The sequence below is a fragment of the Deltaproteobacteria bacterium genome (assembly GCA_026388415.1).
GTDB lineage: Bacteria > Desulfobacterota > Syntrophia > Syntrophales > JACQWR01 > JAPLJV01.
Genome location: JAPLJV010000010.1, coordinates 1 through 23356, shown reverse-complemented (window position 1 = coordinate 23356; position 23356 = coordinate 1). Strand labels below are relative to the sequence as shown.

23 protein-coding genes are annotated in these 23356 nt (G+C 49.9%); 18 read left to right on the top strand and 5 right to left on the bottom strand.

All coding sequences use genetic code 11. From position 1 onward, the window contains the following. Window positions 1–156: 156 nt before the first annotated feature. Window positions 157–1758 carry a peptidylprolyl isomerase gene (locus tag NT140_02585; protein MCX5830772.1) on the bottom strand — a complete coding sequence of 534 codons (1602 nt, stop codon included), beginning with the start codon at window positions 1756–1758 and terminating at the stop codon, window positions 157–159. A 174-nt stretch (window positions 1759–1932) separates the two neighbouring features. On the opposite strand from NT140_02585, the gene NT140_02580 reads away from it, so the two are divergent. From NT140_02580 to NT140_02520, 13 genes are all read left to right on the top strand, one after another. Continuing rightward, window positions 1933–2955 carry a rod shape-determining protein gene (locus NT140_02580; GenBank protein ID MCX5830771.1) on the top strand — a complete coding sequence of 341 codons (1023 nt, stop codon included), beginning with the start codon at window positions 1933–1935 and terminating at the stop codon, window positions 2953–2955. 39 nt (window positions 2956–2994) lie between these two features. Further along, window positions 2995–3819, top strand: coding sequence for a rod shape-determining protein MreC (gene mreC / locus NT140_02575; GenBank protein ID MCX5830770.1), 825 nt, complete (start codon window positions 2995–2997; stop codon window positions 3817–3819). A gap of 50 nt (window positions 3820–3869) precedes the next feature. After that, window positions 3870–4334 (top strand): rod shape-determining protein MreD, encoded by a 465-nt coding sequence (mreD, locus tag NT140_02570; GenBank protein MCX5830769.1) that lies wholly within the window; start codon window positions 3870–3872, stop codon window positions 4332–4334. A 16-nt stretch (window positions 4335–4350) separates the two neighbouring features. Next, window positions 4351–6153: a penicillin-binding protein 2 gene (mrdA, locus tag NT140_02565; GenBank protein MCX5830768.1), complete on the top strand. Its 1803-nt coding sequence runs from the start codon at window positions 4351–4353 to the stop codon at window positions 6151–6153. Then, entirely contained in the window at window positions 6150–7259 is a 1110-nt protein-coding gene (rodA, locus tag NT140_02560; GenBank protein MCX5830767.1) for a rod shape-determining protein RodA, read from the top strand. Before mrdA ends, rodA begins: the two co-directional genes overlap by 4 nt. Window positions 7260–7266: 7 nt before the next feature. Continuing rightward, a complete protein-coding gene (locus NT140_02555) occupies window positions 7267–7407 on the top strand; it encodes a hypothetical protein (protein MCX5830766.1) in 141 nt (46 codons plus the stop codon). Window positions 7408–7541: 134 nt separating this feature from the next. Then, complete coding sequence (locus NT140_02550) at window positions 7542–7970, top strand: hypothetical protein (GenBank protein MCX5830765.1); 429 nt, start codon at window positions 7542–7544, stop codon at window positions 7968–7970. Beyond that, window positions 7967–8620, top strand: a complete 654-nt coding sequence (locus NT140_02545; GenBank protein ID MCX5830764.1) for an ATP synthase F0 subunit B — start codon at window positions 7967–7969, stop codon at window positions 8618–8620. Before NT140_02550 ends, NT140_02545 begins: the two co-directional genes overlap by 4 nt. Next, a complete protein-coding gene (atpH, locus tag NT140_02540; GenBank protein ID MCX5830763.1) occupies window positions 8617–9162 on the top strand; it encodes an ATP synthase F1 subunit delta in 546 nt (181 codons plus the stop codon). The genes NT140_02545 and atpH overlap by 4 nt, the downstream gene beginning before the upstream one ends. A gap of 3 nt (window positions 9163–9165) precedes the next feature. Then, window positions 9166–10680 (top strand): F0F1 ATP synthase subunit alpha, encoded by a 1515-nt coding sequence (atpA, locus tag NT140_02535; protein ID MCX5830762.1) that lies wholly within the window; start codon window positions 9166–9168, stop codon window positions 10678–10680. Between the two features lie 52 nt (window positions 10681–10732). Next, window positions 10733–11608: an ATP synthase F1 subunit gamma gene (gene atpG / locus NT140_02530; protein ID MCX5830761.1), complete on the top strand. Its 876-nt coding sequence runs from the start codon at window positions 10733–10735 to the stop codon at window positions 11606–11608. A 20-nt stretch (window positions 11609–11628) separates the two neighbouring features. Further along, window positions 11629–13035 (top strand): F0F1 ATP synthase subunit beta, encoded by a 1407-nt coding sequence (atpD, locus tag NT140_02525; protein MCX5830760.1) that lies wholly within the window; start codon window positions 11629–11631, stop codon window positions 13033–13035. Between the two features lie 15 nt (window positions 13036–13050). Beyond that, window positions 13051–13461 (top strand): F0F1 ATP synthase subunit epsilon, encoded by a 411-nt coding sequence (locus NT140_02520; protein MCX5830759.1) that lies wholly within the window; start codon window positions 13051–13053, stop codon window positions 13459–13461. Between the two features lie 2 nt (window positions 13462–13463). Here NT140_02520 and greA read toward each other — a convergent pair whose 3' ends face one another. Further along, complete coding sequence (greA, locus tag NT140_02515; GenBank protein ID MCX5830758.1) at window positions 13464–13937, bottom strand: transcription elongation factor GreA; 474 nt, start codon at window positions 13935–13937, stop codon at window positions 13464–13466. 188 nt (window positions 13938–14125) lie between these two features. Between greA and moaA the strand changes: the two genes are divergently transcribed. Genes moaA through amrS form a run of 3 tightly spaced genes read left to right on the top strand, consistent with a single transcriptional unit; the run spans window position 14126 to window position 16949 of the window. Further along, window positions 14126–15118, top strand: coding sequence for a GTP 3',8-cyclase MoaA (gene moaA / locus NT140_02510; GenBank protein MCX5830757.1), 993 nt, complete (start codon window positions 14126–14128; stop codon window positions 15116–15118). 54 nt (window positions 15119–15172) lie between these two features. Further along, window positions 15173–15964 (top strand): class I SAM-dependent methyltransferase, encoded by a 792-nt coding sequence (locus tag NT140_02505; protein ID MCX5830756.1) that lies wholly within the window; start codon window positions 15173–15175, stop codon window positions 15962–15964. Continuing rightward, window positions 15942–16949, top strand: a complete 1008-nt coding sequence (amrS, locus tag NT140_02500) for an AmmeMemoRadiSam system radical SAM enzyme (GenBank protein MCX5830755.1) — start codon at window positions 15942–15944, stop codon at window positions 16947–16949. Before NT140_02505 ends, amrS begins: the two co-directional genes overlap by 23 nt. Window positions 16950–16976: 27 nt before the next feature. Here amrS and NT140_02495 read toward each other — a convergent pair whose 3' ends face one another. From NT140_02495 to NT140_02485, 3 genes are read right to left on the bottom strand one after another with little or no spacing between them, the layout of a single operon-like run. Further along, window positions 16977–17438: a YaiI/YqxD family protein gene (locus NT140_02495; protein ID MCX5830754.1), complete on the bottom strand. Its 462-nt coding sequence runs from the start codon at window positions 17436–17438 to the stop codon at window positions 16977–16979. 32 nt (window positions 17439–17470) lie between these two features. Continuing rightward, window positions 17471–17668, bottom strand: a complete 198-nt coding sequence (locus NT140_02490) for a YwbE family protein (GenBank protein MCX5830753.1) — start codon at window positions 17666–17668, stop codon at window positions 17471–17473. Beyond that, window positions 17658–18314 (bottom strand): DNA-3-methyladenine glycosylase I, encoded by a 657-nt coding sequence (locus NT140_02485; protein MCX5830752.1) that lies wholly within the window; start codon window positions 18312–18314, stop codon window positions 17658–17660. The genes NT140_02490 and NT140_02485 overlap by 11 nt, the downstream gene beginning before the upstream one ends. 403 nt (window positions 18315–18717) lie before the next feature. Here NT140_02485 and smc point away from each other — a divergent pair, with 403 nt between their 5' ends. Both smc and ftsY read left to right on the top strand, forming a co-directional pair. Further along, a complete protein-coding gene (smc, locus tag NT140_02480) occupies window positions 18718–22287 on the top strand; it encodes a chromosome segregation protein SMC (protein ID MCX5830751.1) in 3570 nt (1189 codons plus the stop codon). Between the two features lie 65 nt (window positions 22288–22352). Then, window positions 22353–23267, top strand: a complete 915-nt coding sequence (ftsY, locus tag NT140_02475; GenBank protein MCX5830750.1) for a signal recognition particle-docking protein FtsY — start codon at window positions 22353–22355, stop codon at window positions 23265–23267. Window positions 23268–23356: the final 89 nt, after the last annotated feature.

Genomic DNA, 23356 nt, shown 5'->3' with positions numbered 1-23356 from the left:
TGCGCCCATCAATATGGGCTATTTGCGAAAATACGGGTAAATAATAACCAGTCACCCTCTCTGAAGTGAGAACGGCAGAAAAACAGCAAGGGAATCGTGATAACCCTCGTAACAATGCTCATTTTGCAAGAGGCTCAAAGGGAAAGGTAAAATAATTTAAGCTCCCTTAACATCCTTGGTAATCTTTAATCTGCCTTCCTTGATGAGCGAAGCCTTAATACCTTCTAACCAGGCGTTGACAGTTTCACTCTTCTTTAATTCCAGGACGAGCCTTTTCAACTCGGTCTTCTGGGTTTGGAAATCGCCTTCATCAATCTTACCCCTCTCTTTAAAGCGGACGATGATGAAATTTCCGTTTATGGAGAGAATTTTAGCAGGATAAGGCTTCGCATCGGAAAGCTGTGTAAGGGCGTCTGTCAATTGTTCGGAAACGCCAAAACCCGGGATATCGGAGCCGGGAACGACAAGCCCCGTTTCTCCTGCCGCGCCCTTTTTCTCCTTGGCAATCTTTTCCCATGCCTCTCCTTTTTTCAGCCGTTCCAAAAGCGTTTCCGCTTCCTTTTGACAGCGAGTATTCGCCTCCTTTTCAACATAGCGGCTGGCGACTTCTTTTTCGGCTTCCTTAATATCCGGCAGATAGGAAGGTTTGCGGGAGGCAACCTGGAAGAGATAGTATCCCTTCTCATCAGACAGAACCCGGCTAAGTTCGCTCTTTTGCAGGGTAAACACATTTTTGGAGAAGTCAGCCAGTGAGCGGAATTCCTGGGGGATGCCGCCGGCCGCGAAAAGGGCGCTGGTTTGAACACGAAGCCCCTTGCTGCTCGCATAGGCGTCAAAATTTTCCTGCTGATAGATGACTTCACGGGCTTTCCTGGCTTCCTCGGCCGCACGGCTCATGCCTGCTATTTGCCTCAGCGCCACGGCAATCTTGTCACTCACATCCGCTAACGACGGCTGCTTTCCGCCTTTATTGGAAAGTCCCTGTTTGTTCCTCTCGTAGTATTCCTTGATATCTTCGTCCGCAACCCTGATGTTCGCTGAATAATCGGCGGCCAGAAATGAGGCATACTTTACCTGGATTTGCTCAGGCATCCGGAATTCGTTGCTGTGCTCTTTGAAATAGGCTTCCAGCGCCTGACGGGTCGGTTTTACTTCAGAACGATATTCTTTGGAGCTTAGCTTGAGATATTTGACGTTAATTTTTTCCTTCTGCATCCGGTAGATGTCAAGAACTTCACGATCGGAAACATGAACGCCGCTTATTATAAGATCTTGAATTTTTCCGGTAATGACCACTTTGCGCTGCATGGTTTCAAAATTTTCCGGGGTCATCTTGTTTTGCCGCAGCGTATTCTCGTAGACATGCTGATCGAAAACACCGTTTCTCTGGAAGGCCGGATAGGAAAGGATGGAGTTTCTCAATTCTTCGTCGCTGACGCGGAGGTTCAGCTCATCCGCTTTGGCGAGTATGATCGCCTGCCGGATAAGGTTATCGGTGGCCTGTTCCTTTAATTTTAAGCCCTTTATCATCTCTTCATTTAAATTACCCCCGAAGCGGTTCCGGTATAAATCTATCAGGTTTTGATATTCGCGCTGAAAATCGGCGTTAGAGATGGCTTTGCCGTCGAAGATAGCTATTTTATCGGTCCGGTCGCTGTCTCTCATTGATCCGAAATAAAAAATGAAGACGACGATAATAATGCCAAGTAGCAGTTTCATGACCCAATTCTTGGCGTGCTTTCTCATGATGTCGAGCATGGGGATACACCTCCGCAATGTAGTGACGCCTTTTATTATAGTGCGTGCTAAAATGCAATAATATTTTGGAAAAATGGCTTGCTTTGCATTCTATTAATGGGATATAGATGGCAAAGTCAAACGTTTGCAGAGCACATAATAAAAGTAGGAGGTAGAAAATTGCTTTTCGACTTTATACTGGGTAAATTTTCCAATGACCTGGCCATTGATCTGGGAACGGCAAATACCCTGGTTTACGTGAAGGGTAAGGGGATTGTCTTGAATGAGCCGTCAGTGGTGGCCGTCCATAGGGATTCGCGGGGTGTAAAGAGGGTGCTGGCTGTGGGTGCGGAGGCAAAAAAGATGTTGGGCCGCACACCTGGTAATATCGAGGCTATCCGTCCCATGAAGGATGGTGTGATTGCCGATTTCGATATTACAGAGGCCATGCTCAGGCATTTCATCCTCAGTGTACACAATCGCCGCACGCTCGTGAGGCCGCGCATCATTGTATCTGTCCCTTCCGGAGTTACCCAGGTGGAAAGACGGGCGGTTCGGGAAACGGTAGAGTCCGCCGGGGCCAGGGAGATTTATCTTATTGAAGAACCAATGGCGGCCGCGATAGGCGCGGGCTTGCCCATCTCTGAACCAACAAGTTCCATGGTGGTGGACATTGGCGGCGGTACTACGGAAGTTGCCGTTATTTCCCTATCCGGCGTTGTTTATTCCAAGTCCGTGCGGGTGGCGGGAGACAAGATAGATGAGGAAATTGTTCAGTACATGAAGAGAAAGTACAGTTTGCTGATCGGAGAAAGGACGGCGGAGATTATCAAGACCACTATCGGGTGCGTCTATCCAGAAGAAACCTTGCGTAAACTCGACGTCAAGGGGCGCGACCTGATCTCGGGAATACCGAAGATTATTGAAGTTAATTCGGAAGAAATTCGTGAGGCTATCATGGAGCCGATCGGATTCATTATAGATACTATCAGAGACTGCCTGGAAAATTCGCCTCCCGAACTGGCCGGCGATATCGTTGACCGGGGCATCGTCCTCACAGGCGGTGGCGCCCTTTTAAGGAATCTGGACATCCGCATCCGGGAAGAAACGGGGCTTCCCGTGATCGTTGCCGATGATCCTCTCTCGGCCGTGGCCAGAGGGGCAGGGATGGCCTTGGATCAATTGGATGTTTTGAAAGAAGTTACTTTCCAGGTGTGATAATTCACATTTTACCGTTTTTGCCGAAGTGGGCAAATAATGTTACTTCCTAAGAAATATCGCCTTGGTATCAGCATCTCCTTAATCTTTATCACGGCGTTATTTATACTTTTATTCAATCTTTACCATCCATCACCCGGCTTCCTGAGAAAAATGGCTTTGGAAATGGTGTCGCCCATGGAGACGGCCATCAATTTGCCGCTGCAAGGTCTGGCTGATGTTTGGAATCGGTACATTTTTCTCGTCGGACGGGAGGAAAGCAATAAACGCCTGAGAGAACAAAACTCGCAGTTGGTTGAAGAACTGATCAAATATCGGGAGGGTTACCAGGAGGGCATAAGGCTGCAGAAGATATTGAAACTGCGCGATAGTTTGCCATTCCCCATCCTGGCGGCCAGAGTCGTGGGGAGAAATCCCTCTTCGATCTTTAAGATGATCCTCATTAACCGTGGTGGAAGTGATGGTTTACGCGCCGGATTACCCGTAATGGCTGTGTCGGGCTTGGTGGGCAGGATACTGGAAACCTCGTGGCATGTATCCAGGGTGCTATTGATCATTGATGAAAACAGCAATATCTCTGCCCTGCTACAGGAATCAAGGGCGCAGGGTGTACTACAGGGTGCATCTTCTTCAGGGTGTAATTTGAAATATGTTTCCAAAGCCACGGATGTAAAGGTAGGTGAGGTTGTCATTTCATCAGGGCTGGACGGTGTTTTCCCGAAAGGATTGCCATTGGGGGTTGTCAGGTCGGTGAGTAAAAAAGAGGCTGATCTATTTCAAAGGATTAATGTTGCCCCCTTTGTGAATCCTGTCGGCATCGAGGAAGTCCTGGTTATAATTCCGGCGAAGGATGAAAATAAGTGAGATATGTTTATTTATTTTGCGTTGGCATAATTTTCATAGGTTTCCAAACTATGATTGCCAATCTTTTTTTTTCCGGTGAATTAGTCATCGAAATATCGCTCCTCATGGTCCTATATGCCGGCTTTAACCTGACCTGGATAAAAGGTGGTATTTTTTGTTTTTTTATCGGGTTTTTGCTCGACTGTCTTATGGGTTCCGTTTCCGGACTCTTTGCTCTTCTGTATCTTGCGTTTTTTTGGCTGGCGAAGTTTGTTTCTCCGCGTATTTATGCAGAAAAAATTCCAGTCGTGATGATATTCGTCGGCAGCTGCTCTCTTATTGAAGGAATACTTGTTATATTGTTTTACAAACTTGCTTTTGATTTGGACAAGCTCCAGCATTTATGGGATGTTTTTTTGCCGCAGGCAATAATCGTCGGTCTGCTGGCGCCGATGGTTTTTTCTCTATTTCGGAGGCTCAAGGTCTTCTCGCATGCAGGAAATACACGCTCGGCTGAGCGATCAACAATCGGTTGAATTCAAACGAAGATTCATGATCCTCTTGGTGGTTGTTTCACTGGCCCTTTCGCTCATCATGATAAGGTTATTGTATCTGCAGATTGTCAGGGGCGAAGAGTTTCGTCAGAAATCGGAAAATAACAGCGTGCGTCTGCGCACGATAAGACCCCCCCGGGGTTTGATTATGGATGCCAACCATCAGGTATTGGTTGAGAATCAACCTTCGTTTGACATCTTCTTTGCCCCCAGCCGTATCAACGATATAGAGGCGGTCATTATTAATTTAAGAAATCTTTATAACGAAAGATCCATCAACTTTTCAACAGACTTGTCGCAGGCGGAAAAGGCCAGACCTTTTGCTCCCGTCAGATTGGACAGGAATGTCAGCCGGGAAAAAGTAGCGATTGTGGAAACCAATGTGCTTGACCTGCCGGGCGTGTTTGTGGAAGTGACCCCGATCAGGTATTATCATAATGGTCCCATGATTTCGCATATTGTGGGCTATACTGGTGAAATTACCGAGAAAGAATTGGAAAAGGATTCTGCGAAGGATTATAGCTCGGGAGATATGGTCGGTAAGTATGGCATGGAAAGATATTTAGATGCCTACCTGAAGGGAAAGAACGGTGCCGAGCAGATAGAGGTTAATGTTTTTGGCAGAAAAGTTAAAGGGCTCGGCCTGATAACGCCTGAGTCAGGGTATAATGTTGTGCTTACCATAGATTCCTTGCTGCAAGAAACGGCCTGGAGCGCTATGGAAGGTAAAACCGGTGCGGTTCTGGCTGTGGATGTGCGTGATGGTTCTGTTCTGGCATTAGTGAGTTCGCCCTCTTTTGACGCCAATTTGTTTAATGGCGGTATTTCCTTTGCGAGTTGGGAGAAACTCTCCAACGATCCCGTGCATCCGATGGAAAACAGGGCTGTTGCCGGTCAATACCCTCCCGGATCTACGTACAAGGTGGTTCTTGCCGCTGCGGCCCTGCAGGAGGGTTTAATTACACCTGAGAAGACGTTTACCTGTAATGGCGCCTATGAAGTGGGAAACCGTACCTTCCGGTGCTGGCAAAAGGATGGTCATCACGTCGTCAATCTCCACCGTGCTATCGTGGAATCCTGTGATGTCTATTTTTATAATCTGGGCAAGATGCTTGGTGTAGACAAGATTGCCTGGTATGCTCGGCAGTTCGGTTTCGGCTCTGTTACAGGAGTTGATTTGCCCCGTGAAAAAAGCGGTTTGGTGCCGACGAAAGAATGGAAATTATCACGGTTGGGTGAACCATGGCATTTGGGAGAAACGATTTCCGTCGCCATTGGACAGGGATATAACTTAGTCACACCTATACAATTAGTTAACGCCTATGCTGCCCTGGCCAATGGCGGCACGTTGTTTCGTCCTCATGTAATCAAGAGAATTGAGACCGCCGATGGTAAGGTTTTTAAAGAATTTGGTCCGGAAAAAATCAATACGTTACCGGTTAGCAAGGAGAATCTGGCCTTGTTGAATTACGCACTCTGGGGCGTTGTCAACGAACGCGGGGGCACCGGTTATGTGTTAAAGAGGCCTGAAGAGGACTTATGCGGCAAAACCGGAACTGCACAGGTCATTGGCTTGCCTCAAGATGAAAAAGCACGGCGGGCAAAGAAAGTCGCCTATGAATACAGAGATCATGCCCTGTTTGTCTGTTTTGGACCGTACAAGAATCCGGAGATCGCCGTGGCTGTTATCATGGAAAATGCCGGTCATGGAGGTTCGGCTGCCGCACCAGTGGCCAGAAAAATCCTGGATGCCTATTTTTCCCGCAAGGCTAAAGAATCTGGAGGCGGCAGTAAAAAATGAAGTTTGACCGTCGTCTGATAATAAATTTTGACTGGACACTGCTTTTTATAGTCCTCAGCGTCTCGATTATCGGCATCCTTAATATCTACAGCTCCGGATTCAGCCTGCCCGAGCCACGGCTGAAAACCCTTTACATCAAGCAGTTGCAGTGGATGGGAATCAGTCTTTTTTTCATGGCCTTAGCCTTCTGCATTGATTATCGCGTCATCGTTCGGCAGGCATACCTGATTTACTTTGTTTCCCTCCTGCTACTGATTCTCGTCTTTATTATCAGCGATGCCACGCGTGGTTCGCAGCGATGGATTGCCCTGGGTGGTTTTTCCCTGCAGCCCTCAGAATTGATGAAAGTTGCAGTTGTTTTAGCGCTGGCAAAGTATTTTGACAGCCATAAAACAGAAAAAGAATACTCATTAAAGGAGCTGTTACTGCCTTTCCTGATTGCATTCATCCCCTTCCTGCTGGTACTCAAGCAGCCGGACCTTGGTACGGGCATCATTTTGATCATACTTTTTCTGGGCATTATTTTCATGGCGGGCATAAAATGGAAATCCATGGCCTTGGCTGCCGGCTGCGGTCTGGTTCTTATTCCCCTCGGTTGGCATTTCTTGAAGGATTATCAGAAAGAACGGATAATGACCTTTTTAAATCCCGAACAGGACCCCCTGGGCACCGGCTACCACATCATTCAATCCATTATTGCGGTCGGTTCCGGCGGGTTATGGGGAAAGGGCTTTTTAAAAGGCACCCAGACGCAATTAAAATTCCTGCCCGAACAACATACTGATTTCATTTTTTCCGTATATGCCGAAGAATGGGGCTTCGCCGGTGCGATGTTATTAATAATTGTTTTTTTTACTTTGATTTTATGGGGTCTGAAAATTGCTTTTCAAGCGAAAGATCTGACGGGAATGCTGATTTCCATCGGAGTTACCATGATGATCTTCGGGCAGGTATTTATCAATATCGGCATGGTTCTGGGCATCCTGCCGGTAGTGGGAATCCCCCTGCCGTTTATGAGTTATGGGGGCTCGTCTTTGGTGGTTTTTATGTTTGGCATTGGTTTGTTGCTCAATGTCCGGATGAGACGTTTTGTGCTGCAAGCATGAAAGACAAGTGCAAGAAGTGCTGAGTGCTGAGTACCAGCATTACCGTTCCGATGGCATCAGCAGCATGGGTATAAAAAGCCTGGAACTTAAACGGGAAAACGACGGCTGGAAAATTGTCCGGAAACGCTTCCTCGCTTCCCGGAAGTGAGGTATTGCGGCTATGCAGGAAATATTTGGAAAGTTGCTTGACAAGTGTGGCGAGTTGTGATTAGAAGGCGACCGTTTATTAGCTACGGCCATTTAGTAACTTGCCAGTCAGTTTATTCTTAGCGAGGGAATGCTGTGATTCAGATTGATTTTTCGTTGGTTCTCCAGATTATTAATTTTATCATCTTGATTGTTATCCTGAACTTTCTTCTTTACAAGCCCCTGCTCGCGATTATTGACAAGAGAAACGGCCGCATCGAAAATGGGCGAGAGGAAATCGCCCGTCTTGACAGGATGGTGGAAGAAAAAATGGCTGCCTATGAAGAAAAGGTTCGCGTGACGAAGATTGAAGCTCTGGGAAATAATAAGCATCTTATCAAAGAAGGCTCCGATCAGGCAAAAGCGATCGTTGACGGTGTTAGTAAGGAAATTCTCGCGCTTACGCAACAATATCATGAAAAACTGCAGGAGGAGATTCTGGCGGCCAGGGAGATTTTAGGCAGCCAATCCCGGCGGATATCTTTGGAAATAGCCGAGAAAGTGCTGGGGAGGAGACTCCAATGAAGAGCAGGGACGCAGAGAAGTCATTCCGCAGGTCGTTACAAAACCGATCGTTAAAGAAAATGATGCATACTAAAATGTTGATTTTCATCCTGTTTGTTCTGTCCGTCGGTCCTGCCTTGGGTATTACGCTGCTGCATGCCTCCACAGGTGGCGGCGATCCGGAAGCCGGTAGAAACTGGGTCGGCTTTGGCTGGCGCGCGTTTAATTTTGTTGTGCTGGCCGGCTTGCTCTATTGGCTCATGGCCGACAAAGTGAGGGATTTTTTTAGCAGTCGTCAGGATGACGTTAAAACGACCCTGCAGGGGTTAGCCGTCGCTAAAGAAGAAGCGGAGAAGAAGTTTGCCGAATATAATGCCCGGTTGGACAAGGCCACGGACGAGATACAAGCCATGTCGGACTTGATCAGGCAACAGGGGCTGGCAGAAAAGGAAAGGATCATCGCCGATGCCGAAAGGGCGGCAGTGAAAATGAAGGATGATGCCCGTAAGAGGATGGACCACGAGATGAAAATGGCACGTCACGATTTGCGGGAAGAGGCCGTGCGCCTTTCCGTGCAAATGGCTCAGGATACCCTGAAGCAGAATATTACCGCGACCGATCACGCTGCTATGGTCGGAGATTATATAGACAAGGTGGTGAGCAAGCATTGATAACCAGTAATGTTGCCAGACGCTACGCGCGGGCTTTTTTTACTGTGGCGGGCGAACAAAACAGGTATGAAGAATACTACCGGGAATTAAGACTTTTTGCCGTGGTCATGGAGGACAACAAAAACTTCAGAGAATTGCTTTCTAATCCCGTATATGACAAAGGGGACAAGAAAAAGGTCGTGGACAGGGTTTTGCTGAAGCTGAATTTATCCTTGCCAACGGCTAATTTTATCAGGCTTTTAGTTGAGAAACGCCGGATAGCCGGCCTGACTGATATTGAGGAAAGCTATCGCAAGCTGATGGATGATGCCCTTGGGATCTCCCGCGTACAGGTAAGGACGGCGTTTCCCATGACATCGGAGCTGGCGGCAAATCTGCAGCGAGGCCTGGAGTCCCTGACCGGGAAAAAAGTGGAAATGCAGATAGATGAAGATGCGTCATTGCTGGGAGGCGTCGTGGTCAGGGTAGGTGACAAGCTTTACGATGGCAGCATCAAGGTGCAATTGAATAACATGAGTAGGCTCTTAGGGGAGGAGATATAGGGCATGGAGATGATAAGGGCAGAGGAAATCAGTCAGATTATTTCTCAACAGATTAAAGATTATGAAAAGAAACTGGATGTCAGTGAAACCGGCATCGTTCTTTCCGTAGGCGATGGCATCGCCAGGGTATATGGAGTGCAGAAGGCGATGGCGATGGAGTTGCTGGAATTTCCGGGCGGCATCTTGGGCATGGTCCTGAACCTCGAAACGGATAACGTAGGCGTTGCCATTCTGGGAGAGGTAACGCACATTAAGGAAGGCGATATTGTCAAACGGACCGGCAAGATTGCCCAGGTGCCTGTTGGTGAGGCACTGCTGGGCCGCGTTATTGACGCCACCGGCGCCCCGATGGACGGGAAGGGTCCCATAGAGACCCAGGAGTTTCGCCGGATTGAGATGGTTGCCCCCGGTGTTATTCAGCGGCAGCCAGTAAATGAGCCCATGTACACGGGGCTTAAGGCCATTGATGCCATGACGCCTATCGGCCGTGGACAGCGGGAATTAATCATTGGTGACCGGCAGATCGGCAAGACGGCCATCGGTGTTGATGCCATCATCAGGCAGAAGGATACAGGCGTAAAATGCGTCTATGTGGCGATCGGGCAAAAAAAATCCACCGTGGCGCAAGTAGTGGAAAATTTGAGAAAACATGATGCCCTGGCCTATACTTGCGTTGTTTCCGCTACCGCAAGCGATCCGGCCACCATGCAGTATATTGCCGCCTATGCCGGCTGCAGCATCGGCGAATATTTCCGTGATAAGGCGCAGGATGCACTGATTATTTATGATGATCTCTCCAAGCAGGCTGTGGCTTACCGTCAGATTTCGCTGCTGCTCCGCAGACCTCCCGGGCGCGAAGCCTTTCCGGGCGATATATTTTATAATCACTCCCGACTGTTGGAACGTGCCGCCCGTGTCAGCAAAGAATTGGGCGGAGGATCGCTCACGGCCCTGCCGATCATTGAAACGCAGGCGGGTGATGTTTCCGCCTACATTCCCACCAACGTTATTTCCATAACCGATGGGCAGGTGTATCTGGAGCCTAGTCTTTTTTATTCCGGCATCAGGCCCGCCATCAATGTAGGCTTGTCAGTTTCACGCGTTGGCGGCGCGGCCCAGGTAAAGGCCATGAAACAGGTGGCGGGAACCTTGAAACTTGATCTGGCTCAGTACCGTGAGCTGGCCGCCTTTGCCCAGTTTGGCAGCGACCTGGATAAGTCAACGCAGGCCCAACTGGAGCGCGGTGTGCGCCTGGTGGAAATATTGAAGCAACCGCAGTTCCAGCCCATGTCGCTGTCGCAACAGGTGGCAATTCTGTTTGCCGGTACGCGGGGATATCTGGATAAGTATCCGGTAGCATCCATAAAGAATTACGAGCCTCAGCTTTTGAGTTTCTTAGCCACGAAATACCCCGAAATTGGTCGGGAAATTGATGAAAAAAAGATTATCAGTGCGGATCTGGAACAGAAATTAAAAACTGCAGTCGGCGAATTTGATACGGTATTTACTGTCAGTTGAAAAAGCGTCATCTTTTTTAACGGATTAACAACACTTGAGGGAGTTTACTTTAATGGCCGCCTTAAAGGACATTAAAAGAAAAGTAGTAGCGGTTCAGAAGACCAGGCAGATCACCAAGGCCATGAATATGGTTGCGGCCTCGAAGTTTAAGGCCTCCCAGACCAGGCTGGAGAATTTCCGGCCTTATGCGCTTAAATTCATGGATGTACTGAAAAGTTTGGCGCCGCGTGTGGAACCGGCCGCCCATCCTTTGCTGGCAGTGCGTGAGGCAAAGAAAATATGGGTGATGTGCATGACCTCTGATCGTGGTCTTTGCGGGGGTTTTAACAATAACCTGATTAAAGCCACCGAAAGGTTCGTCCGGGAAAGAATCGGCGCCGGTCAGGAAGTGGTGCTGATTCCTGTTGGCAAGAAGGGGAGAGACTACTTTCGGAAGAAACACAACATCCGGGGGGAGCGCGTTGAAGTCTTCCGCCGCCTTGATATGACCCTGGCGGCAAGCATTGCGGACGATGTCATCGAGCCTTTTATCAAGGAAGAGTACGATGAGCTGCACGTCATCTATAACGAGTTTGCCAACGTTTCCATCCAACGGCCCGCTATGGTAAGGATTTTCCCGTTGCCATTGATTGGCGCCCGCGATGATCTCCCGTTCGACAAAAGGGTGAATTACCTATACGAACCTTCCGAGCCGGCCCTGGTGGAACGACTCCTTCCCATGTATGTTCATGTGCTCATCTATCGGGCGCTGCTGGAGACATCGGCGGGAGAAAACGGCGCCCGGATGGTGGCGATGGACAACGCCACCCGCAACTGTGAGGACATGATCAACAGCTTGACGCTTAAATATAACAAAGCGAGACAGGCGGCGATAACGGCGGAGCTGATGGACATCGTCGGCGGCACTGAGGCGCTGTCCAAGGGATAAGAAAAAATAAGGAGATGGGTATGAATGTAGGAAAGATTGTGCAAGTAATAGGACCGGTCGTTGATGTGGCCTTTGAGGATGGAAATATCCCCAACATCTTAAACGCCATCAGCATAACTAATCCCACCATTGACGAACGGGAAGACAACCTGATCGTCGAGGTTGCCCAGCATCTGGGTGACAATGTAGTCCGCTGCATAGCCATGGACATTACCGATGGTCTGGTCAGAGGCATGGCGGCCAAGGATCTGGGCACTCCGATCATGGTACCGGCCGGACCGGAATGTCTGGGCAGGATATTAAACGTGGTCGGACGCCCCGTTGATGGATTGGGTCCGGTAAACGCAAAAAACTTTTCCTCCATTCATAAAGAATCCCCCTCCTTTATGGAGCAGGATACGAGTGTCAAGGTGCTGGAAACAGGCGTTAAAGTTATTGACTTACTGGTGCCTTTCCCCCGGGGCGGTAAAATGGGACTCTTCGGAGGCGCGGGAGTGGGGAAAACCGTCGTCATGATGGAGATGATCCACAATATAGCGATGCACCATGGCGGTATTTCCGTTTTTGGCGGTGTAGGCGAAAGGACGCGGGAAGGAAACGATCTCTATTTAGAAATGAAGGAATCCGGCGTTATCAAGCAGGCTGCCCTTATTTACGGCCAAATGACTGAACCACCGGGAGCAAGGGCGAGAGTCGCTCTGACGGCGCTCGCGGTAGCCGAGTATTTTCGTGATGTGGAAGGCCAGGATGTGCTGCTCTTCATAGATAACATCTTCCGCTTTACTCAGGCCGGATCTGAGGTTTCGGCGCTTCTGGGACGCATGCCCTCGGCCGTCGGCTATCAGCCGACCCTGGCGACGGATCTGGGAGAGCTGCAGGAACGCATCACTTCCACTACCAAGGGTTCCATCACTGCCGTAGAGTGTGTTTACGTGCCCGCCGACGATCTTACGGATCCGGCGCCGGCAACTACCTTTGCCCATCTGGACGGCACCGTGGTTCTGTCCCGACCTCTTTCCGAACTTGGTATCTATCCGGCAGTTGATCCGCTGGATTCCACTTCCCGGATCCTCGATCCCAATGTACTCGGGAAAGAGCATTACGAAGTTGCCAGACTTGTTCAGCTTACTCTGCAGAAATATAAAGATTTGCAGGACATCATTGCTATCCTCGGCATGGATGAGCTCTCCGAAGAAGACAAGCTGACCGTGAGCCGCGCGAGAAAGGTACAGAGATTCCTGTCGCAGCCATTTTTCGTTGCTGCTCAATTCACCGGTAAGGAGGGCAAATTTGTGTCCGTGGCCGATACGGTCAGAGGCTTTAAGGAAATACTGGACGGCAAACACGACGATTTACCCGAGCAGGCCTTCTACATGGTGGGTGGCATCGAAGAGGTCGTGGAAAAAGCCAAGCAACTATCTGACTAACCAGAGGAACTTGAGATGGCGGATGAATTATTGCTGGAAATTGTTACCCCGGAAAGGCTGGTTTTCAGCGACCTCGTCGAGCAGGTGACAATACCGGGGAGCGAAGGACAGTTTTGCGTCTTGAAAGGTCACACACCAGTTCTTAGCTTCGTTGATATCGGGGAACTGAACCTCGTCAAGGACGGCAAGCGGTCCTATTACGCCATAAATACCGGTTATGCCGAGGTGGCGTCAAACAAGGTAACCCTGCTGGTCGAAACGGCCGAACGAGCCGATGCCATTGACAAGGAAAGAGCCAGGATAGCCAAAGAAAGGGCTCAGGAAAAACTAAGTACGATGCCCCCAGGGGCGAGCGACGATTACGAAAAGTCAAAGGCTGCCTTGATGAGGGCTATGGCCAGATTGAACGTGGCGGGCAAAACCTGAATCTAATTGGCGAGAATATCAACTATCTCAAATTTTCTCACCCCTCCGGGAGCTTTCACTTCTATTTCATCGCCGATTTTTTTCCCGATTAAGGCTTTCCCGAGTGGAGCGGTGACGGATATCTTGTTTTCGTTTATATCGGATTCGAACGGTCCGACCAATTGGTATTTAATCGCTTTACCGGTATCTATTTCTTCAATGCTCACTACCGTCCCGAAAACAGCCCTGTCGGTCGCCATAGCGGCCAGGTCAATCACGTCGGAGAGGGCCAGATTATTTTCTATTTCCTGAATCTTGCCATGGATATAGGATTGTCTTTCCTTGGCCGCCGAGTATTCGGCATTTTCCGACAGGTCGCCCTGAGCCCGGGCAACCTCAATGTCCTTAATGTTTTCCGGCAATAGGACTGTTTTAAACGTTTCCAGGTCTTTTTTTAATTTTTCAAAACCTGATCTGGTAATTGGCACTTTCCCCATGAAATTTCTCCGGATTGTAGATTGATTATATTTATCCAGCCACGACTGACCAACTGTTTAGTCGAGAAATGCATAACTGTCAAGGATGATTTGCCATCAGGCTGCCGACCTTCCTGCTTGTCATGAAACATTAATTTTGTTACAATGGCACAGCAGTTCACCTTTAATAGTAAGGGAAGATACAAATTATGATAGATGGTTACAATCGGAACATTAACTATTTGAGAATATCCATTACGGACCGATGCAATCTGCGGTGCAGTTATTGTATGCCGAAAGAGGGTGTCTCCGTGCTGGGACATGAGGATGTCCTCAGGTATGAAGAGATATTGAGGATTGTTAAGGTCGCGGTAAGCCTGGGAATCTCCAAAGTGCGCATCACCGGTGGCGAACCGCTCGTCAGGCGCGGCGTGGTGGACTTCATCGCCAGTCTGGCGGAAATTTCCGGTCTGACGGATATCAGCCTCACCACCAACGGCATCTTGCTTGCGCCCTTCGCTGTTCCTCTCTTGGCGGCGGGGATTAAAAGGATCAATATCAGCCTTGATTCCCTAAATGAGGCCAAATATCACCGGATTACCCGGGGAGGGGAGCTGAATGCCGTTTTGCGCGGCATAGAGGCGGTCCATCAGGCTGGGTTTTATCCGGTCAAAATCAACACCGTTGTCATCAAGGGCGTAAATGATGATGAGATTATTGATTTTGCCCGTTTGACGTTGCATAAACCATTTCAGATCCGATTCATCGAATTGATGCCGATGGGGCAGGCGGGTCTGGGTTGTGAAGATCAATACATTTCCAATGAGGTAATCCTGGAGCGGATTAAAAGCGTCTACAGGCTCGAACCGGGCGGCGACGGGAAAAATAATACTGATGGACCGGCGCGCATGTACAGGATTGAGGGCGGCTTGGGAAAAGTAGGTTTTATAAGTCCTATCAGTCACCACTTCTGCGAATCCTGCAACCGCCTCCGCCTTACCGCCGATGGCCACCTGCGGGCATGCCTGCTTCAGGATAAGGATGTGGATTTGAGGGATGCCCTGCGCGACGGTTGCCCTGATGGGGAATTGCAGGGCCTCATGAGCGGGGTTATTGCCGCCAAGCCGGGTAAGCACGAGCTATGCTGCGATGAGAACCATGTCAAAAAATGCGCCAAAGAAATGTCTGCAATCGGTGGATAAGTTGTAGACAGTGTAAGATAGGGGATGACAGGGATCATACATTGAGGCGAGTAGATGATTTTCGATGAAGAAATAGCCAATAATTATGACCACTGGTTCCAGACGCCGCAGGGCCGTTATATAGACAAGCGGGAAAAAGACTTAATCCTGGAGCTCGTGGCGCCGAGGCGCGGAGAGCGGCTGCTTGACGTTGGTTGCGGCACGGGTGAACATCTGGCCCTATTTCAAAATCGCGGCTGCGATGTCACCGGGATTGACCCTTCAGCGCCGATGCTGGCAGTTGCCAGGCAAAAGCTTGGCCACAAGGTGGATCTTCATCCGGGCAAGGCGGAGGATCTCCCCTTTTCCGACAACGAATTTGACATTGTTTCCCTGATTTTATCGCTGGAGTTTATCGCCGATCCGGAAAAAGCCATCAGCGAGGCCATTCGGGTTAGCCGGGGGAGAGTTTTCATCGGGGTGCTGAATAAATTTTCTACCACCGCTTTGCAGCGCCGGGTACGTGGCTTATTCCATCCTTCCATTTATAATTCAGCACGTTTTTACCATGTTGCCGAATTGACGCGCCTGATTAGATACTTCCTGCCTGGCGTCCATGTCCGCTGGGGGAGCGTTATCTTTTTGCCCAACAGTTGCTATAGGTTTGCCGCACCGCTGGAGGAGGCCCTGCCCGTCATGAAAAACCCCCTGGGTGCCTTTCTCGGCCTATCCTTTCCCGTGAAATTTACCTTAAGAACCGTGCAGAATATCATCGGCGATCCCTTCAAGATCAAGGCCGATGGCCGACAGCCTGTCCAGGGGATCGTGCGGGAGGGTCAATTTGATCAAAGAAGCCATCCTTTATGAAAAAATGGCGGCTGATGTGGCAAGGTGCCATCTCTGCCACCACGAATGCCGGATCAGCCTGAACAAGCGTGGTTTATGCGGTGTCCGGGAAAACAGGGCAGGGGTGCTTTATACCCTCGTCTACGGGGCGATCATCGCCGAAAATGTTGACCCCATCGAAAAAAAGCCGCTCTATCACGTTTACCCGGCTTCCCGATCCTTTTCCATCGCCACCGCAGGTTGCAACTTTCGCTGCGACTTTTGTCAGAATTATAATATTTCACAGCTCCCGCGGGATGGTGGCAACGTCGGCGGGCTGGAGATGACTCCCGACGATGTTGTAGGGCATGCAATCAAGTCCGGCTCCCGCACTATTGCCTACACCTACACGGAACCGACCGTTTATTTTGAATTTGCTCTGGATACGGCGCGGCTGGCCCATGAACGGGGCTTGAAGAATGTCTTCGTCACCAACGGCTATATGACGGCCGCGGCTATTGAGACGATTGCTCCTTATTTAGATGCGGCGAATGTTGATCTGAAGTCGTTTAGCGAGGATTTTTACCATGACCATTGCGGCTCCCATCTGCAGCCGGTTCTGGATAGTCTGAAGAAGATGAAGGAGTTGGGCATCTGGGTCGAGGTAACTACGCTCCTGATCCCGCACTTGAACGACAGTACCGGGGAATTGGCGGACATCGCCGCCTTTGTCGCTTCGCTCGGAGCGGAAACCCCCTGGCATATCTCCCGCTTTCATCCCCAGTATAAGATGACAGACCGCTCACCTACTCCTGCGGCTACTCTGAGCCGCGCCAGTGAAATCGGCCGGGAAGCAGGGCTCAAATATGTCTATGTAGGGAACGTCCCCGGCAGCGAAGGAGAAAATACCAACTGCTTCAACTGTGGTAAGTTGCTCATCGAACGCCACGGCTTTTCCATCAAGAAAGTGACGCTGAGAGACAATGCCTGTCCGCGCTGTGGTGCGGTGCTGGACGGGATATTTTGATTTAATCCGGTATTTCCATCCAGCCGTTTAGGCTTTTTCCTCCTTCAACCGGCGGATCAGGAAGCGATCGAGCTGGTCGGCAAAGGCCTGGCAGTCCTTCTTACCGAAGGCCGGTGGTCCGCCCGTCATCAGGCCGCCGTCCCTTAATTCGCTCAGGAGATCCCGCACAGCCAGACGGTCCTTGACGTTCTCCTCCGTATAGAGCTTGCCCCGGGGATTAAGGGCGCAGGCCCCCTTGGAGACGACCCGGTCCGCCAGGGGGATGTCGGCGGTAATTACCAGATCACCCGGCTCTGCCAACTCCACGATGCGGTCATCGGCAATGTCCGGCCCCTCGGGGACGAGAAGACTCGAAATCAGCGGCGACGTCTCCTGGCGGAAAGGCTTGTTGGCCACGAAGACGACGGGCACACCCAGCCGCAGGGCGGCCCGGACCAGGATGTCCTTCGCTGCCCGGGGAAATCCGTCCGCATCAACGTAAATCTTCATGGAAGTCCTTTCCGCGGAAAAACGGGTGACCATCAAGCGCCCAAAATCTCTTGTACCCGCCCCACGATACCGCCCTCCAGGCGCACCTTGATGCCGTGGGGGTGCTGGGGCGATTTCGTGAGCAGATCCCGGACGATTCCTTCCGTGAGGGCGCCGCTGCGCTGATCCTCTTTCCGGACCACTTTCACCCGCATGCCGGGTGCGATGTCGGATCGGTTGTTACCGTTCATGGGTTTGTCCTTTACCATATTTCTCAATGAGCTCCCTTCTCCTGAAACAACCAAGAGAGTGGTCGTTTACCATACCCGTGGCCTGCATATGCGCATAACATATCGTAGAACCCAAAAATTTAAACCCTCTCTTCTTCAAGTCTTTGCTTAATGTGTCCGATTCCTGGTTTGTTGCAGGATAATCAGACAATTTCAATATGTTACTTATTCTTGGTTTGCCCCCGACAAAACCCCATATATATTTTGAAAAACTTCCATACTCTGTCTGAACTTCAAGAAATTTATGCGCATTATTTACCGTAGCTTCGATTTTCAAGCGATTTCTGATGATCCCCGGATTCAGTAACAGTCCTTCAATCTTTGCCTGATCGAATCCGGCAATCTTTTCCGGTTCAAAATTTTCAAATGCCCTTCGATAATGCTCTCTCTTTTTTAAAACGGTGTACCAGCTTAAACCTGCCTGGGCAGATTCCAAAGTCAGAAATTCAAACAACAGCCTGTCGTTATAAACCGGAACACCCCACTCTTTGTCGTGATATTCGACATAATCGGCTTTGCCCAAATCAACCCAGGGGCAACGGCAAATATCATTTTCTATTTTTGCTTTCATCGATAAACAAACTCCCCCCACCTCTGGATCGGCCATATCCGGTGCCGGTCACCGACCGCCGACATCTCCAGATTGGACGCGTTTTAAGGCGCGCAATGATACGGGCGGTGGCTTCTTTATTTACCATTGAATTTCTCAGTATTACAGAGGCTTGTCTGGTTCCCGTCCAGAACATTGCGTTAATGACATGTGAATATTTCAGCAATTACGTCGGCGCATTATAAGTAAGAAAAAGGGGATTCACAACGTTTATTGTTAATATTCTCTGCCCCTTCATACTCTGAATTTTGCCTTGCCCGAACCTCCGGCCTTAAACGCTGATTATACTACATGTTGTGGGTAAAAATAATTTGACCACATTTTATTGTATTTTTTTCTTTACAACAGCCCGACCCTTTGCTAATATCGCACAGAATTACAAATGGCCGGGTTTTGAAAGATGCGATTAAAAAAGCTGGAGATAAGCGGGTTCAAGACCTTCTGCGAGAAGGTCGTCCTGGAATTTTCACCGGGCATCAGCGGCGTGATCGGCCCCAATGGTTGCGGCAAGAGTAATATTGTTGATGCAATTCGCTGGGTTATGGGCGAGCAGCGCATCAAGGCCCTGCGCGGCAAGAAGATGGACGACGTCATCTTCAGCGGGGCCGAAAATACTGCCCCCGTGGGGATGGCCGAAGTTACCATGACTATGGTCAGCGATGGCCAGCCTTTTTCGGGCGCTTACGGCGAGTGCAGTGAATTGACTATTGCCCGGCGTATTTTCCGGGAAGGAGAAAGTGAGTATTACCTCAATAAAGTTCCCTGCCGCCTGCTGGATGTCAAGGAATTCTTCATGGATACGGGAGTCGGCGCCAGGACCTATTCTCTCGTAGAGCAGAACAGTGTTTCCACGCTGGTCGAGGCGAAGCCGGAAGAACGGCGGCAATATATCGAGGAAGCTGCCGGGATTGCCAAATACAAAAGCCGGAAAGAAGCAGCCTTACGGAAGATGGAAGCCACCCGGCAAAACATGCTGCGCCTCCATGACATAATGAAGGAGGTAAAAACCCAGCTCAATGTCGTTTCCCGGCAGGCAAAACGCGCCGAATTATACCGGGCCCTGAAAAAAGAAATCAAGGAGGCCGAACTCTCCTTGGCGCTGGTAAACTATGCCGACCTGATCGAGAAGAGAGCAGCGCTGGAAAAAGACAGGGAGATTCTGCAAGGCAAAGAAACGGCTATTAGAACGGAGCTGAAAGGCAGGGAAGCCTCTTTTGAGGAGCTAAAAGTCACCGTGATGCAGCAAGAGGAAATGATTTCCCAAAGCCGCGAAAAAATTTATGAAATCAAGAACGTAATTAACATGAAAGAGCAGACGGTGGAATTTTCCCGCAAGCGTGTTGCCGATCTGCATGCTCAAAAAGAACGGAACGTTGCCGAGATAAAGACGCGGGAAGACCGTCTAGCCGATATCCGGAATGAAGTTCACACGTTGACGGCACAGATTGAAACGCTGCAGCGCGAGATACAAGATGTGCAGGCGGCTATTCTTGCCAGCCAGAAGCAGCTTGACGAATTGAGGAAAGCCGATAGCGACCTGAACAGGGAATCAGACGCCCGGAAAGTAGCGTATATTGATATCGCGGCCGAGAAGTCAAAGCTCAAGAATATGGAGGCAAATTTTGTCAAGACCCTTGAGGATATTAACAAAAGGAAGGAACGGCACCTTAAGGAAATGGAAGAAAATGCCCAACGCTCTGATTTCCTTTCCCAGTCCTGGCGGGATATAAGTGAGGCGTTAGGGGCGGATGAGGAAAACAGGGAGGGATTAAAGACTCGTCAGGGATCTATTATTACCGATCTTGGCGAGGCCAGGGAGCGTCTCCGGCAAGTTGAAGACGATATTGCCGGGTTGAAGGACCAGAACGGTCGGAAGTCGGCTCGCTTGGCTTCACTGCAGGAGTTTCAGGATGGTTACACCTGGTGCAGCGAGGGCATCAAATCCATCATGACAGCCAGGAAACAGGGAAGTCTCGCTGGTTTGGCAGGTGATACGTTTCTCGGTCTCGTGGCCGACCATATTGACGTGCCGATGGAATATGAAATGGCGGTTGAGGCTGTTCTGGGTGAGAAACTGCAATATGTCGTGGTCAAGAATCAGGAGGATGGGATCAGGGCCATTGATTATTTAAAGCAGTCCGCCTCCGGGAGAGGAACTTTTGTCCCGCTGGGTGTCAGAAATTATCATCTGCAATCACCGCAGCCTAAACATCTTGAGGCAACGGTGCGGCTGCTTGATCGAGTTCAGGTGCATGACGACTTTAAAGCAATCCTGGATAATCTGCTGGGCGACGTACTGCTGATACCAAACCTCAAGGACGGCGTCTCCTTATGGAGTCAAAACGGGTTTCGGGGTTCTTTTGTAACGCCTGATGGCGATATCATCAATTCCCATGGCATACTTACCGGCGGCAGTCATAACAAGGGAGAAAGAAATCTGCTGGCCAACAAGAGAGAAATCGGCGAATTAAAAAAGGAAATCTCTCGCCTGCGGCGGGACATGGAAGAGTCTGAGGAGGACAGGATAGTTGCCATCAACATGATTGCCGGGTCTGAAGAGGCGTTGCAGCAGGTCAAAACCGAGTTGCACCAGTTGGAGATCCAGATTAACGGCCGATGCAAAGACCTGGAACGATTCGATGACGAGATGAAGCGCATTAATCAACGGCGCAGCATACACGAGTTCGATCATGAGACGATGGTTGCGGCCGAAACAGAAACGCTCGAGAAAATGGAGCTGGTCAAGCATGACCAGATTGTTCAGGAAGAACGGGAGCTTGTCATTACTGAAGTTATAGCAGGGCTGAATATTAAGCGGCAGGAAGTTAAATCAGAACTTGAGAAGTGGGAACGGGAGTACACTGCCACCAAGGTTCTTTTGGCTGCCAGTGAAGAGAAAATGGCAGCGGGGCAAAGAAACTTAACCACCCTGGGAATGACCCAGACCGCCTTGCTCCGTGAGATAACGGAGAAGCAGGCGGACCAGGAAAAGGCGATTCATCAGGAAGCGGAACTCGCCGTAAATATTGCCGGTGAGACGGAAAATCTGGGGAGTCTCTATCAGGAGTACCAACTTCTGGAAAAAACACTGGCGGAAATGAATCTCCGGCAGCAGGACAAGGATGGTTTGCTGAAAGACTGCGAACGGGAAGTTAAAGAGATTAAACAAAGCCTGGAGCGGGTCACGAAAGAGGCAAATGAGCGGGAGATTGCTCTTCGGGAAATTGACTTTCAGAGCGATCACCTGAAAAATAACATTCAGGAAAGACATTATGTTGATTTGGGAGAATTGGTCCGGGAATTCAAGGGGATCGAAGCCGGAGAAAAACAGGCAACCATGGAGAACCTGGAGAAGGCCCGGGCTACAGTCGAAAACTTCGGTGAGGTTAATCTGCTGGCCTTGAGCGAATATGAACAACTGAAGGAGCGGCACGATTTCCTGACGGCCCAGGATGCCGACATCACCGCTTCCTTGCAGTCTTTACAGCGCACCATTGAGAGGATCAACCGGATTTCACGCACGCGCTTTGCCGAGACCTTTGAGGCGGTAAATTTGTGCTTCCAGGAGATGTTCACGAGGATATTCCCGGGCGGTAAAGGCAGCCTTTATCTGACGGACAGCACGGAAATGCTTGAGACAGGCGTGGAAATGGATATTCAGATTCCAGGGAAACGCACCCGGAACGTCAGCCTCTTGTCGGGAGGCGAAAAATCATTGGCGGCGATAGCTTTGATCCTGGCAATTATCCAGTATCGGCCCACGCCCTTTCTGGTGCTCGATGAAGTGGACGCGGCGTTGGATGATGCTAATATCTCGTTGTTTAACCGGTTAATTCAGGATATTGCGAAAAATTCGCAGATCATCATGATTACCCATAACAAGAAGACGATGGAAGTGGCAGAAAATCTTTACGGGATTACCATGCAGAATCAAGGTGTTTCGACCCTCGTTTCCGTCAATCTCAACTGATGCGGCAAATCGCGGCTTATCAAACTCGTATGTTCAATATTTCAATAGATTAGAGAAGGAGCAGCATGGGACTATTCGAACGTCTCAAGGTCGGCCTGGATAAGACCAGACAGATTCTCTTGATGGATGTCAACGATGTCATTTTGGGCAAGAAAGTTATTGATCAGGAACTTTTTGATGAGCTGGAAGAACTCCTGATTGCCGCCGATGTCGGGCCGCTTTATACCGCGCAGCTCCTCGAAAAGATGCGGGATCAGGTGAAGAGAAAGGAGCTGAGCAATCCCGAGGCGCTGAAAAAAATCATGCGTGAGACCATGACGGAAACGCTGCGGAAAAGTGATGCCCCCTTTACCATTCCCTCTGATGGTTTATTTACGATCATGGTGGTGGGCGTCAACGGGACAGGCAAGACCACGACGATCGGGAAGTTGGCGCATCTGTTCCGGGAAGAGGGGCGGACGGTTACTCTGGCTGCGGCCGACACCTTTCGGGCGGCCGCCATTGAACAGTTGGCGGTCTGGAGCGAGCGGGCGGGTGTGCATCTGGTGAAGCAAAAAATCAATGCCGATCCTTCGGCCGTTGTTTTTGACGCCATTCAGGCTGCTAAGCGCCGCCCCGGGGGAGTTCTGATAGTAGATACGGCCGGTCGGCTCCATACCAAGGTTAATCTGATGGAAGAACTGAAGAAAATGAAAAGGATCATGTCCCGGGAGGTTACCGGCGCTCCGCATGAGATGTTGCTGGTCCTTGACGCCACCACCGGTCAGAATGCCATTTCCCAGGCCAAAATATTCCGTGAAGAAGCCGGGGTCACGGGGATCATTCTGACCAAGCTGGACGGGACTGCCAAGGGGGGCGTGGTGCTGAGGATTGCCGGCGAACTCAATATTCCCATCCGCTATATCGGCATTGGCGAAGGTATTGATGATCTCAGAAGATTCAACAGCGAGGAATTTGTCGCGGCGCTTTTCGATGCTTAAGATTTGCTGACAGCAAAATTTAATCACCGGCCCGGAGGTGTTCCTGCAGATAAACCTTCAGTTTATCGTAGTCGTTGTCCATGGGGAGG

Excerpts from the sequence above, each read along its gene's own strand:
- NT140_02585 (MCX5830772.1), bottom strand. The coding sequence starts at position 1,758 with ATGCTCGACATCATGAGAAAGCACGCCAAGAATTGGGTCATGAAACTG.
- mreC (MCX5830770.1), top strand. The coding sequence starts at position 2,995 with ATGTTACTTCCTAAGAAATATCGCCTTGGTATCAGCATCTCCTTAATC.
- mreD (MCX5830769.1), top strand. The coding sequence starts at position 3,870 with ATGATTGCCAATCTTTTTTTTTCCGGTGAATTAGTCATCGAAATATCG.
- mrdA (MCX5830768.1), top strand. The coding sequence starts at position 4,351 with ATGATCCTCTTGGTGGTTGTTTCACTGGCCCTTTCGCTCATCATGATA.
- rodA (MCX5830767.1), top strand. The coding sequence starts at position 6,150 with ATGAAGTTTGACCGTCGTCTGATAATAAATTTTGACTGGACACTGCTT.
- NT140_02545 (MCX5830764.1), top strand. The coding sequence starts at position 7,967 with ATGAAGAGCAGGGACGCAGAGAAGTCATTCCGCAGGTCGTTACAAAAC.
- atpA (MCX5830762.1), top strand. The coding sequence starts at position 9,166 with ATGGAGATGATAAGGGCAGAGGAAATCAGTCAGATTATTTCTCAACAG.
- atpG (MCX5830761.1), top strand. The coding sequence starts at position 10,733 with ATGGCCGCCTTAAAGGACATTAAAAGAAAAGTAGTAGCGGTTCAGAAG.
- atpD (MCX5830760.1), top strand. The coding sequence starts at position 11,629 with ATGAATGTAGGAAAGATTGTGCAAGTAATAGGACCGGTCGTTGATGTG.
- NT140_02520 (MCX5830759.1), top strand. The coding sequence starts at position 13,051 with ATGGCGGATGAATTATTGCTGGAAATTGTTACCCCGGAAAGGCTGGTT.
- greA (MCX5830758.1), bottom strand. The coding sequence starts at position 13,937 with ATGGGGAAAGTGCCAATTACCAGATCAGGTTTTGAAAAATTAAAAAAA.
- moaA (MCX5830757.1), top strand. The coding sequence starts at position 14,126 with ATGATAGATGGTTACAATCGGAACATTAACTATTTGAGAATATCCATT.
- NT140_02505 (MCX5830756.1), top strand. The coding sequence starts at position 15,173 with ATGATTTTCGATGAAGAAATAGCCAATAATTATGACCACTGGTTCCAG.
- NT140_02495 (MCX5830754.1), bottom strand. The coding sequence starts at position 17,438 with ATGAAGATTTACGTTGATGCGGACGGATTTCCCCGGGCAGCGAAGGAC.
- NT140_02490 (MCX5830753.1), bottom strand. The coding sequence starts at position 17,668 with ATGAACGGTAACAACCGATCCGACATCGCACCCGGCATGCGGGTGAAA.
- NT140_02485 (MCX5830752.1), bottom strand. The coding sequence starts at position 18,314 with ATGGCCGATCCAGAGGTGGGGGGAGTTTGTTTATCGATGAAAGCAAAA.
- smc (MCX5830751.1), top strand. The coding sequence starts at position 18,718 with ATGCGATTAAAAAAGCTGGAGATAAGCGGGTTCAAGACCTTCTGCGAG.
- ftsY (MCX5830750.1), top strand. The coding sequence starts at position 22,353 with ATGGGACTATTCGAACGTCTCAAGGTCGGCCTGGATAAGACCAGACAG.